Below are 11,657 nucleotides of genomic sequence, written 5' to 3' on the forward strand. Positions count from 1 at the left end.
ATTTCTTCTTCTCTCCATCATCCTTGAGATAGAAATACAAAATAAAAAAGCAGCAAATTTTGCTGCTTTTTCACAATTATATATGCCAAAAGTCATGTGTACATCGTGATGCCATACCTTACTGCGTATATGGCTGCTTGCGTTCGATCTCTCAGTTCTAACTTACTAATTAAATTAGAAACATGATTCTTAACAGTTCCCTCTGTAATAAATAACTTTTCCGCAATCTCTTTATTATTTAACCCAAGTCCAATTTCCCTTAAAACATCTACTTCTCGCTCAGTTAATTGCGCTAATTGTTCTGGTGTGGTGCACTCTACTGCTACTTTTGTCTTTTTTAATTCTTTTATGATTTGCGCTGTTATATCCTGAGGAAGCACAGCCCCTCCACTATGCACCGTTAAAATTGCTTGAGCGATTGCATCTGTCTCCATGTCCTTCAATAAATAACCACTTGCTCCTTGCTCCAATGCTTCAAAGATAAGCTCACTATCACTAAAAGTCGTCAACATAAGTACCTTTATATGAGGGAACTGTTCTCTAACTAAACGTGTTCCTTCAACACCATTCATACGGAGCATCCGAATATCCATCAAAATAATTTCAGGATGTAACTCTTTCACCTTTTGTATCACTTCGTCTCCATCTGTAGCAGTTCCCACTACTTCAAGTTCCTGACGTAAATTTAATAACATCGCTAAGCCATCACGAATGAGTGATTGATCATCAACAATCATAATCCGAATCATACAGTTCCCCCTATTAACCACGTTTTCTCCTGAAGTGGAAATTCAATCTGTAACCGAAAGCCTTTTTCTATCTCACTTTCAAATTGAATAGTTCCACCATGTTCCTCTACTCGTTCTCTCATATTAAGTAAACCAAAACCTGGGCTTACCTCGTTAACTCCCACGCCATTATCCAAAATACATAGTTTAACTTGTTTCGCCGAACAAGTTAAACTCACTTCACATAAACTCGCCTTGCCATGCCGCTTTGCATTTGTTAAAGACTCTTGCATAACCCGGAGCAGTGTAGGTTGTAGTGACAGCGGAATCACAACCGGATCTCCTTGTAATTGAAACGATACTTGTACTTTCGTCGCTTTAGAATATCCATGTAACATTTCACGCATATTCTCTATTATGTTCCCTAGTTTACCTTCTTCTTTTAAGGCATGTACAGACGCTCTCACCTCTTGAAGTGATTTCCTGGCTAGCCCATGACATGTATGTAAAACCTCTTCCGTAGCGTCCGACTTTTGTTTCCACAAAGCCTCTGCCAGTTGTAATTGGACAAGTAAGGCTGTCATATTATGACCGACAGTATCATGAATTTCTCGGGCAATATCATTTCGCTCTCGAACGGCTGTCAATTCTTCTACCTCTTTGGCATATAGACGTAATTGTTCATGCGCTTCTTTTAGAGCTGTATGAGACAATGTCAATTCCTCATATTGCTCATCTACCATTTTCCGAGCAGCTGTAAGTTTTTTTATTAAGCTTCCAGCTAAAGCACTAAAAACGATGAACATAAAATTAATGGCATTACTCTCCAATTCTAAACTACCTGTATGTTGATACGCATGTAATATATTTATAAGCCAACAAAGAAAGAAAAAAGTAATAAAAAAGTACCTCATGCTTCTACGAAATTCATGAATAAATAGCCCTACTGCATCAATTCCAAATATAATTAAATATAAACATGTCTCGGGAAATAAAAAACCTAATAAAGCTGTGACTATCCCATTCGCTAATATTGTATAAAAAACAAGTTTTTTACCTCCATTCACTTTTACTAGCAAAATGTGATTCACAATATAAATAAAAAGTGCTGTACCCACAAAAAATTGCAAATGTGCTGTTTCACGTGAAACATGGTTTGCGTAAACAAAACAAATCATGACGATCGTAGCTATTCGCGCGTATCCTAACATAAAATTCTCCTCACGTTTTAATAACCTAAAATATGTCTCTTTATTGTAACAACAAGAAAATTATACCAATTACTTCTCTTTTCTTACACAAAAAGAGCAAGCCCTCCTCAAAATATGAGAAAACAACTTGCTCTTTCATTCTAATTTCTTTACTCCACAATATTCTCTAACTCATTATATAAATCCGCTCGTAACAACTCTTTCTTCGTTTTTTCTTCATACAATTGTTCAAGCATTTCAACATCAACTACATGTTCCATCTTACACTCAAGCATATATATATCTTCTTCTACATGCATTAACTCCGTTTCAATATCCTCAATATTCCTAACTTCTTTCTTTTTTACAGGAGCTGTTTCTATACTTTTTCTTCCTTGGCGTTGCTGCTTTATTACTTGTTTCTCGAGCTTTTCTTCCCACTTTTGACGAGCCCATGCGTAGTTCCCTGCAAACTCAAATAATTTATGCTCATCAATCCAATACGTCTTTTCAAATAACTTATTTAAAAAATAACGATCATGTGAAACAGCTAAAATCGTCCCATTATATTGCTCAAGAGCTTCCTCTAAAACTTCCCTTGATTCAATGTCGAGATGGTTTGTCGGCTCATCTAAAATCAAAAAATTGATATCTTGATACATAAGTTGCGCAAGTCTTAATCTCATTTTTTCTCCACCGCTCAGTTGCGTTACTTTCTTAAACACCGCTGGACCATAAAATAAAAACTTAGCTAATATATGTCTCGCTTCTCCCTCTGTTACAGCTACATATTCCCTGAAAGCCTCTAATACATTACTCTTCATATTTCCGTACGCATGCTGTGATAAATAACCGATTTTCACACTACTACCAATTCGAATTTCTCCAGCGTCTGGTTTTATTTCTTCTAATAATAACTTTAGTAGCGTTGTCTTTCCTGTACCATTACGGCCAACGATCGCCGCACGCTCTTGAAAACGAACATGTAAATTCGCTTCGTTAAATAAAGGATGGCCAGCAAACCCTTTACTCACTTCTTTCATTACAACAACATCTTTCCCACTTCTCTCTTGGCCTTCAAACTGAAGTCCCATTTGTTTTCGTTCTAAAATAGGTTTCTTTAGTTTCTCTATACGTTCCAGTGCACGTTCCATACTTCTCGCTCTCTTATGCAATCCTTCATTCGGAGGATTCGCCTGATTTGCCCATTCACGTAGTCGCTTAATTGCTTCTTTCATTTTCTTTATTTTCTTTTGCTGTTCTTGATAAGCCTGAAACTCCTGAAGTAACCGTTCTTCCTTTTCGTCAACAAACTGAGAATAGTTCGTATGATACACGTGAATCTCTCCATCTTCTAAATCAAAAATCTTCGTTACAACTTCATCAAGGAAATAGCGATCATGTGAAATGACCATAACCGTTCCATTGTATTCTTTTAAAAATTGCTCTAGCCACTCTACGGCAAATAAGTCTAAATGATTGGTTGGTTCATCTAATAGAAGTAAATCTGGTTTCTGCAATAGCATGTATGCAAGGCTTACTTTTGTTTGTTCCCCACCACTTAACTCCAGAAATGGTCGAGGGAATAATTCTGTCACCTGTAGACCATTTGCTACCTTCATCAAGTTCGCTTCTATTTCATAACCACCAAGAAACGCAAACTTTTCTTGGATTACTCCGTATCTCTCCATTAATTTTTGTAAAGCAGATGGTTCCCGTTCTTCCGCCATATTTTTTTCTAAAGCACGCATTTCTCTTTCTAATTCCTTTTCTGTTTTAAAAGCGGAACTCAATACATCATATACAGTCATACCCTCATCAAATTTCGGAATTTGTGCCACATGACCAATACGTGTACCTTTCTTCATATGAATGGCTCCTGCATCCAAACTTTCCATTCCAGTTAGAAGCTGAAAGATTGTTGTCTTCCCACTACCGTTACGACCAACTAATCCAACACGTTCACCATTCTTTATTTCAAGCGATATATTTTCAAATATGATGTTTCCACCAAAAGATTTCGTTACATTATTTACACTACAAATTGTCATTTTCCGTACTCCTTTCAATATAAAAAACCATGGGAAAGAAACATTCCCCATGGTTTTCGACATAGAAAAAGGAAGCCAAATAGCTCCCTTTTCACACGTTTATTAAAAATGGGTGAAGAGATTTCTATCGTTCAATAGCTACTATGCAATTGTTAAAAAAGGACAGACGTATCCCGTTAACAACTACATCATGAAAAATCGCACGACAAAAATAGATATAATCTAAAAATTTGGCACGTGCAGCTAAAGAACGTTTCATCTCATTCACCTCTTTCGTACGGAATTTAATACTTACTTCTTTATTATACTTTCCCATTTCATGTTTGAATAGTCATTTTTCTGAAAATAATGAAGATAGACTAAACATTTCAATAAGTGACATCAAATCTTACAAAACTGTTATGTTCACGTAATGGAAAGCGATAGTACGAAAAGATGCCTCCCTATACAATAAAGATGTAAACAAGAGAGCCAAACAAAAGGAGGAAACGATCATGATGAAAGAAATCGTAAAAGCAATCTTTGAGGTATTAGTGAACGGACAAGCAGTTGTAAAAGAACTAAATGAACTATAAAAAGGAGTGAAGGAATATGATGAACATGGTAAAAATGATTTTACATGCTCTAGTTGATGCAAAAGCAGTTAGCCAAGAATTAAACCAACAATAAAAAAGGGGTAAATGAATATGAAGAAAGCCATTATTGTAATCGCAAGTACAGCAATTGCCTTATACACAATAAAAAATAGAAAAAAGAAACATAATAAAAATGATTTATATTATCCATACACATTATTAAAGAAAAAATAAAAGACAAGGTACCCTATTGTAATGAGGATATCTTGTCTTTTATTTTTCCTATTCCTTTTAAAGGATTTCCTTCTCCTTTTCCCGAATGTATTAAGCGGGATTTTTACACATATTTTAAAGGGGCATATATACAAATGGATACACAACAACTATACTTTTTAAACGATATTGGCAAACAAAAACCAGAAAGCATTCGGAATAGAAGCGCTGCATGTCCTTTTTGTGACAGAGAAAATTTAACGGATATTTTAGCAACTGAGGGCTCAATTATTTGGCTGAAAAACAAATTCCCTACATTAAAAGATACATTTCAAACGGTGCTAATCGAAACCGATAATTGTAAAGACCACATTGCGACATATACAGAAGAACATATGAGATCGCTAATTCGTTTCTCCATTAAACATTGGTTAGACTTACAGAAGAATGAAGAATTCACATCTGTGATTTTATACAAAAATCACGGTCCATTCTCAGGCGGGAGTTTGCATCATGCACACATGCAGATTATCGGAATGAAATATGTAGACTATCTCGGTAACGTAGAACAGGACAACTTCCGAGGAGTCATTGTACAAAAAAACGAACGCATTGAACTCAATATTTCAGATCGTCCTATTATCGGTTTTACTGAATTTAATATCATCATTGCAGATATTGGATACATAGATGAACTGGCAAATTATATTCAGCAAACTGTACGTTACATACTGACAGATTTCCATAAAGGATGTAGTAGTTATAACTTATTCTTCTATTACTTAAACGGAAAAATCATTTGTAAAGTTGTTCCTAGATTCGTCGTTTCACCATTATATGTAGGATATAAAATACCGCAAGTTTCTACAAAACTAAAAGACGTGAAAATACAACTCGCGCAGTACTTCACGAGCGAAAAAGATGCAATTATTCATAAAAAAACAGAGTAGGTATAGAAAACCTACTCTTTGATTACACCTTTATTTCGATAGTACACATCTTCTAATCCGATGTTATACTTCATGTTATTATCCGTCCACTCTGGCCCTAAATTTCCTGGCCATCCAGATGTATTTGCTACATATTTTAGTAATGCAAAATCAGTCAAACCTTTTTGCACCCCGCGCTTATATCCTTTCATTAAATGCGGCATTGCAATTTGCGCATTTGTGCGCGGATCTTTCAACTCTTCATCAGTTAAATGATCTGGTGCAAGCCCACCGCCACGGTGCAATTGAAACAGTCCGAATGAAGTTCCGTTATCTCCAATACTTCTTGGATTTAACCGGCTTTCATGTTCAGCAATTGTAAGAGGTATCCATTCTGGAAGATTGACTTTCTTTGCTTCCTCTATAATAATTTGTTTCATTTGTTTTGCTTCTTCTGAGTCAACATAGCTTGTCTCATTCACTAACTTGCCCATTCCTTCAGACTTTCCTTGGAAATATAAGTACACCCCAAGAACAACTAAAAATCCTACAAAGAATTTCTTCACTACCACTACCTCTTTCTCCGCTGAAATTTGTCCCCTTTCAGCCTTCCTCCCTTTACAATTACCCACATTCTATCATTCTCTTACCCTTTTATCATAGCAAATAACTATATATATTATCATCATGCTTTAGACCGATTTTGTGAAAAAACAGCTGGTAAATACGTGCAAAAATGTAACTTTCATAGACTACAACGTATTTTTTGTATATAATTGTAAATTGAACTCTACATATAGAATAGGAGCAGACCAAATGAAAAAATGCATCATACTCTTGTTCAGCATTTTACTACTTATCCCTATCCACACCTCTGCACAAACATCATCAAAACCAAAAGTACTTGTTTTATACAGTACACAAGACGATAAAATTACAAATAATATTCAAATTCTTAATACCCAATTAGGACATTTTACAAACGATATAACTACGAAAAGTTTAAAAAAGGCTAATGAAATTACTAATTCATCTTCTTATACACATATTGTTTATATCGGTGAACAAAAAGAAGAGTTTCCTATTGAAACAAAGCAACTTCTAGAAAATTTCTCAGGCCCAATATTAGTTTTAGGACAAAATGTTGAACAATTATCTCATCGCTTTTCTTTCATTACCCTAAAGGCTGATGATATACGAGTTAATAAAATCGAATATCCAAGCCATAAGCTTAAAAACACTTTAGAAGAGGAACGATTGATTCAATCTTTTGATACAAATGGAACTGTTCTTGCTAACGCTGTAAGTTCAAATAGCAAGAACCCACTAATCGTTCAGCATGAAACATCTTATTACGTCGCAACGCCACACCTCTTTGACTGGATGTCTCATTACGTTGGTGAAATGTTATTTTCTTACTTTGGACAAAAGCCAACGACAAATAAAGTAGAGGCTTATTTGCGTCTTGAGGACGTTCATCCGGCCGCAGATATAAATCAATTAAAAGAAATTGCTGAATTACTAAAAGAGAAAAAGATTCCTTACATGATCACTGTTATTCCTGTATATAAAGATCCTGATACAGGTAAAACACTGCATTTAAAAGATAAACCCGAACTAGTCGATCTTTTACGCTCTATGCAAGATGATGGTGCAGCAATTATTATGCATGGTTATACGCATCAATTTTATGATAGTGAAACTGGGGAAGGTTTTGAATTTTGGGACGTAAAAACAGATCAACCAATTCGTCAACCGAAGCATGAAAAACCAAAAACAAAAGATGACTTCCCTAATATCGAAGCATATAATGCATATGTAAAAAAAGGGGAAGAGTTTGAAGAAAAGTATACGACCGATCATATTGAAAAAGGTATTCAAGAACTTGTAGATGCCAAACTATATCCTGTCGCATTTGAAGCACCTCATTACACGATGTCTCAAAAAGGATATGAAATATTATCAAGGTACTTTTCAACTTATGTAGGACAACTACAGTTAAGTGATACAACTTGGAAATCCATGCACTCACCATTCTATACAAGTACCCCATCATTTTTACACGGGATGAAATTAATGCCTGAAACAGTTGGCTTTATTGAAGAAGATAAGCCACATGCTATTGCAAAGATGAAGGAACGTGCTGTATCTATTGCTAAATTATCCGATGGAGTTATTGGTGCATTCTATCATCCTTACTTAGGTGTAAAACCATTAAAAGAAGTATTAAAGGATCTAGAAAGCATTCCAAATATAGAATGGATTGATTTACAAAAAGAAGCAAATGAAGTGAAAATGCAAGATATTCATATTACTACTAATAAAGACGGCATTCACGTTGAAAAACCAACAAGCGCAAGCTATGTAATGGATTATATAAAACAATATGGATTCTTCCTTATACTTGGTTTCTTCATCATTGTCTTTCTATTGTTATTAAGACGTGCGAAAAAATTAGAATCCTAAAAAAACCACCAAGCAAAATGCTTGGTGGTTTTTTTAACTTAAACCAAAACGCGGCATATTATTAATAACCCATTGATTATTTTCATAAATAAATTCAACTTCTACTTTTTCTGTTACATTATCATAGTCATTATACGTTTCTACCTGCGCTTTTATTTTTCCATCCTTTAACTCGGCAGAAATAATTTTTGTAAATTTAGTTGCTGCTTTTGATCCTGGATCTCCAACAGCATAGTGCATTTTTCCATTTAACTCTTTAATATACTTACTCTTCATATACTCTGCTATAAATGGTTTTGAGAAGTACGTAGATAGCGTGGCCTCTAAAGTGTCCTTTGTATTATAAGCAGGATTCACTAATTCCCCGTACGAAAAATCCCCTACTCGTTTTGGGTTTCCTGTTAGTGCAGCCATTTGAATATTAGTAAGTTCCTTTTGTGCATTCCATACTTTCTGTAACATAACCTCATCTACTAGCTTCTTATCTTTTACTTCATTTGATTTCTTTGTATCTAGATTTAAAATAGTTCCATTATCCGTATAAAGATACATATCTCCTGCTACAAAATATAAATAGGATTTAGTTGGTTCAACCGCTTTATTATAAATTACTTTTTCATTTCCGCCATTCATTTTCTTCTTATATACTCCATCCTCTTTTAAATAATAAAAGGTATCCCCTTTCACATTCATCTGCAAGGCATCCTTTACTAATAGCTTTTCATTATTTTGTTGAATGTCTATTTCATATATGCCATGCTCAGCTTCATTTGTTTCAAAAGGTAACGAAAAGTCGACAACAGCATATAATTTTTCATTATTATAAGTAGCACTAGATATTGTTGCATAATTTTCTTTTGACCAAGTTTTATTATCTTTTGTCACTTGTGTTCCACGATTTTTATTCCAATGTAAAATACTATCGTCTATCGTTTGAGACCAACCTGAGTTTTTAAATGCCGCTTCTTCTTCCTGCCCCGTTTTCAAATCCATTTTTACTATCCCTACAATATCAAAACCACCATGCTCAGAATATTTTTTCGGATAAAATAAAGTTTGGTCTTTTATATAAACATAATTTGTATCCGCTTTTAAAGTGTCTAGCTTTTTGTTAGCTATATCATACTTCATTAAAGAAGATAATCCCGCATTCTTATCTTCATCCGTATGAATAAAATATAAAGCTTTGTTTTTTATATTTATGTAAGAAGCATTTACACCTTCCACTACACGTTCCGAAGTCTGAAATTGATCTTTCGTACGATAAATGCCTCCTGTATTTTTATTACCATTTACTGCATAGTAAACCCATCCATCACTCTCTGCCATCTTCCCTTTATTAGAACTGTTTCCAACCGTATTCCCATTTTCCTCATTTTCTTTCATCTGTTTTTCAACTACTGGATCAATTTGTTCTTCCTTCTTTTCCTGTGTTGTGTTTGGGTTTATAACCTTTTTTTCTGCCTCACACCCAAACACTACAAGTGAAAGTGCACCGACCATCATTGTAATAGCCATTTTTTTATATGCTCTCCCCATTTTCTTCCCCTACTTTCTTCATCAAATTAAACACATCATAAATTATAGAAAATTTTAGAAAAAATATCCATAATAAAAAGGATAAGAGTAACGCTCCTATCCTTTCAAATAAAATTGAATCGTATTTTCATATATCGTTTTCGCAACCTTATTAACAGATACGTTTTTTATAACACTAATTTCCTTTAATACCTCTCGAATCATTCTCGGATGCGTCATAACATCCTCGTGAAATTCCCACGGTCCATCTGTTTCTACCATCATATATTCAAGTGGATAATACGAAACAATTTTTCTAATTTTGTCCTTATGTAAAACATCTGGTGTGATAGAAATATAATAACCGTTCCTCATCATCCGTTTCATTGTTGTTTCACTTCCTTTAAACCAATGAAAGTGTGCACGTGAAACTTTATATTTCTCTAGTAAATCACATACAATATCAGCATCTTCATACACTGCATGCAATATAATCGGTAAATCATATTTACTAGCTAGTTCAACAAATCGTTGTAACACTGATATATATGATTTGATAGTAATACGCTCATCTTCTTTTCTTAAATAATACGGTAAGCCTACTTCACCAATCGCAACTATGTCTTCTACATGCTCTTCAATTAATTTATAAATTTGCTCACATTCTTCTTTATGAATCGGTTGCTCCGGATGAAAACCTATTGCTGGATGTACAAAAGGATATCGCTTTGCTAAAGATAAAGTTTCTTTACATGATTGATAATTCATAGATACCGCGATAAGCCCCTGTATCTCTTTACTATGTTCCACATCTTTAAGTAATCTACTTTTTTCTTCATCCTTATATTGGTCAACATGTATATGACTATCAATCCATTTCATCTTTATGCCCCCATAAAAAAAACAAGAAAGGATCTCCCTTCTTGTTTTATCATCTATATTATTTAACAATTAAGTTTGTTATGATATCAAATAATCCAATACATACTACGGCAACAGTAAAGTAGCTACAGAAATCTTTAATTGGAAACTTCACTACTTCTTCTTTACGCATCCCAGTTTTCTCCCTTCTTACTATATCCCTAATTATTTTATCTATTTGTATCTATTATGCAAAAAATATGACAAATTTACTATCGAATTAACTTACGTAAACCTTACAATGTTGTAAGGTTTATAAAAAGAGCCTCATCTAAATACAGATGAGGGCTATTAAAAAGTAGTTGGTTTTTCATTCTTCATTAATATTACAAACAGAAAGTAATACAGTGAGACTTTCTAATTACACTATATGAAATTCACTATCTTTTAACCATCGAATTACATTACAGAAGACTTACATGTTTGTAAGCTATGTGTAATGTAATTCGATAGTTTCTCTTACCTATATCTCGTACAATAAAGTTAGAAAGCAAGCCAAATAAGAAGAACACTCACATAACCAAATTACATTGCTAGTAGCTACTCTTCTTATACCTTTCACTCATGCTACTACAATGTACCCCCTTCCCCTTTATATAACAAAAAGAGCCTTAGTCCATATGGACTAAGGCTCTTTCATGAACCCTAAAATACCCCTACCTAGTATTTTTATTTTCGACAAAAAATAGGTGGGGGTATAATCTGCTATCTCATCGTTAAAAGTTTACTCTTCGCATTAATAGGAATATTTACAGCTTCAATTTCTTCAATCGCCTCTCCGTAGCGTCCTTTTGCATACACCTTTAACGCTTCATCTCTCTTTAACATATGCTTAACAGTCTTCTTTATTTTTTGTTCTCTTCCACGTTCGTCAAATGCAATAAATTCATATTCATACCACTCATCACCAATATGCTGACCAATTGTATTCACGACCGTATAATATTCTTTCGTCTTATAAAGTGGATTATATTTATCGATAACTGGTCCAAGTTTCGTAGGCAGTAACATTACTACTATCACTATCATCGCTATTATAGTAGTGATCATTTTTTTCTTCATAATC

Annotated in this window: 11 protein-coding genes; 3 read left to right on the forward strand and 8 right to left on the reverse strand. The window is 34.2% G+C overall.

The window, feature by feature from the left end:
* Positions 1–92 precede the first annotated feature (92 nt).
* The 4 genes from AC1Q8N_RS27020 to AC1Q8N_RS27035 form a co-directional block, all read right to left on the reverse strand.
* Complete coding sequence (locus tag AC1Q8N_RS27020) at positions 93–749, reverse strand: response regulator (RefSeq protein WP_098642500.1); 657 nt, start codon at positions 747–749, stop codon at positions 93–95.
* A complete protein-coding gene (locus tag AC1Q8N_RS27025; protein WP_048542908.1) occupies positions 746–1,939 on the reverse strand; it encodes a sensor histidine kinase in 1,194 nt (397 codons plus the stop codon). Before AC1Q8N_RS27025 ends, AC1Q8N_RS27020 begins: the two co-directional genes overlap by 4 nt.
* Positions 1,940–2,088: 149 nt before the next feature.
* Positions 2,089–3,969, reverse strand: coding sequence for a ribosomal protection-like ABC-F family protein (gene abc-f, locus AC1Q8N_RS27030; protein ID WP_098642501.1), 1,881 nt, complete (start codon positions 3,967–3,969; stop codon positions 2,089–2,091).
* A gap of 124 nt (positions 3,970–4,093) precedes the next feature.
* Entirely contained in the window at positions 4,094–4,228 is a 135-nt protein-coding gene (locus tag AC1Q8N_RS27035) for an RAxF-45 family protein (protein ID WP_046956655.1), read from the reverse strand.
* A 421-nt stretch (positions 4,229–4,649) separates the two neighbouring features.
* Here AC1Q8N_RS27035 and AC1Q8N_RS27040 point away from each other — a divergent pair, with 421 nt between their 5' ends.
* On the forward strand, positions 4,650–4,778 hold the full coding sequence (locus AC1Q8N_RS27040; RefSeq protein WP_002006681.1) for a hypothetical protein: 129 nt from the start codon (positions 4,650–4,652) through the stop codon (positions 4,776–4,778).
* 134 nt (positions 4,779–4,912) lie between these two features.
* Positions 4,913–5,707, forward strand: a complete 795-nt coding sequence (locus AC1Q8N_RS27045; RefSeq protein WP_048542911.1) for a DUF4931 domain-containing protein — start codon at positions 4,913–4,915, stop codon at positions 5,705–5,707.
* 11 nt (positions 5,708–5,718) lie between these two features.
* On the opposite strand, the gene AC1Q8N_RS27050 is transcribed toward AC1Q8N_RS27045, so the two are convergent.
* The gene (locus AC1Q8N_RS27050; RefSeq protein WP_048542991.1) at positions 5,719–6,252 is read right to left on the reverse strand and encodes a transglycosylase SLT domain-containing protein; all 534 of its coding nucleotides are present in this window, start codon (positions 6,250–6,252) and stop codon (positions 5,719–5,721) included.
* 250 nt (positions 6,253–6,502) lie between these two features.
* On the opposite strand from AC1Q8N_RS27050, the gene AC1Q8N_RS27055 reads away from it, so the two are divergent.
* Positions 6,503–8,152 (forward strand): DUF2334 domain-containing protein, encoded by a 1,650-nt coding sequence (locus AC1Q8N_RS27055; protein WP_098079938.1) that lies wholly within the window; start codon positions 6,503–6,505, stop codon positions 8,150–8,152.
* A 33-nt stretch (positions 8,153–8,185) separates the two neighbouring features.
* On the opposite strand, the gene AC1Q8N_RS27060 is transcribed toward AC1Q8N_RS27055, so the two are convergent.
* The 3 genes from AC1Q8N_RS27060 to AC1Q8N_RS27070 all read right to left on the reverse strand — a co-directional run bounded on the left by AC1Q8N_RS27060 (position 8,186) and on the right by AC1Q8N_RS27070 (position 11,653).
* Complete coding sequence (locus AC1Q8N_RS27060; RefSeq protein ID WP_098079936.1) at positions 8,186–9,691, reverse strand: DL-endopeptidase inhibitor IseA family protein; 1,506 nt, start codon at positions 9,689–9,691, stop codon at positions 8,186–8,188.
* Between the two features lie 96 nt (positions 9,692–9,787).
* A complete protein-coding gene (locus AC1Q8N_RS27065) occupies positions 9,788–10,552 on the reverse strand; it encodes a TatD family hydrolase (RefSeq protein WP_098048790.1) in 765 nt (254 codons plus the stop codon).
* Positions 10,553–11,296: 744 nt separating this feature from the next.
* Entirely contained in the window at positions 11,297–11,653 is a 357-nt protein-coding gene (locus AC1Q8N_RS27070) for a YxeA family protein (protein WP_048563001.1), read from the reverse strand.
* Between the last annotated feature and the right edge of the window lie 4 nt (positions 11,654–11,657).

It is taken from the genome of Bacillus sp. GW823-FHT06B01 (assembly GCF_058952315.1).

Coding starts and splice junctions, on each gene's coding strand:
- AC1Q8N_RS27020 (WP_098642500.1), bottom strand. CDS start 749: ATGATTCGGATTATGATTGTTGATGATCAATCACTCATTCGTGATGGC.
- AC1Q8N_RS27025 (WP_048542908.1), bottom strand. CDS start 1,939: ATGTTAGGATACGCGCGAATAGCTACGATCGTCATGATTTGTTTTGTT.
- abc-f (WP_098642501.1), bottom strand. CDS start 3,969: ATGACAATTTGTAGTGTAAATAATGTAACGAAATCTTTTGGTGGAAAC.
- AC1Q8N_RS27035 (WP_046956655.1), bottom strand. CDS start 4,228: ATGAAACGTTCTTTAGCTGCACGTGCCAAATTTTTAGATTATATCTAT.
- AC1Q8N_RS27040 (WP_002006681.1), top strand. CDS start 4,650: ATGAATATGAAGAAAGCCATTATTGTAATCGCAAGTACAGCAATTGCC.
- AC1Q8N_RS27045 (WP_048542911.1), top strand. CDS start 4,913: ATGGATACACAACAACTATACTTTTTAAACGATATTGGCAAACAAAAA.
- AC1Q8N_RS27055 (WP_098079938.1), top strand. CDS start 6,503: ATGAAAAAATGCATCATACTCTTGTTCAGCATTTTACTACTTATCCCT.
- AC1Q8N_RS27060 (WP_098079936.1), bottom strand. CDS start 9,691: ATGGGGAGAGCATATAAAAAAATGGCTATTACAATGATGGTCGGTGCA.
- AC1Q8N_RS27065 (WP_098048790.1), bottom strand. CDS start 10,552: ATGAAATGGATTGATAGTCATATACATGTTGACCAATATAAGGATGAA.
- AC1Q8N_RS27070 (WP_048563001.1), bottom strand. CDS start 11,653: ATGAAGAAAAAAATGATCACTACTATAATAGCGATGATAGTGATAGTA.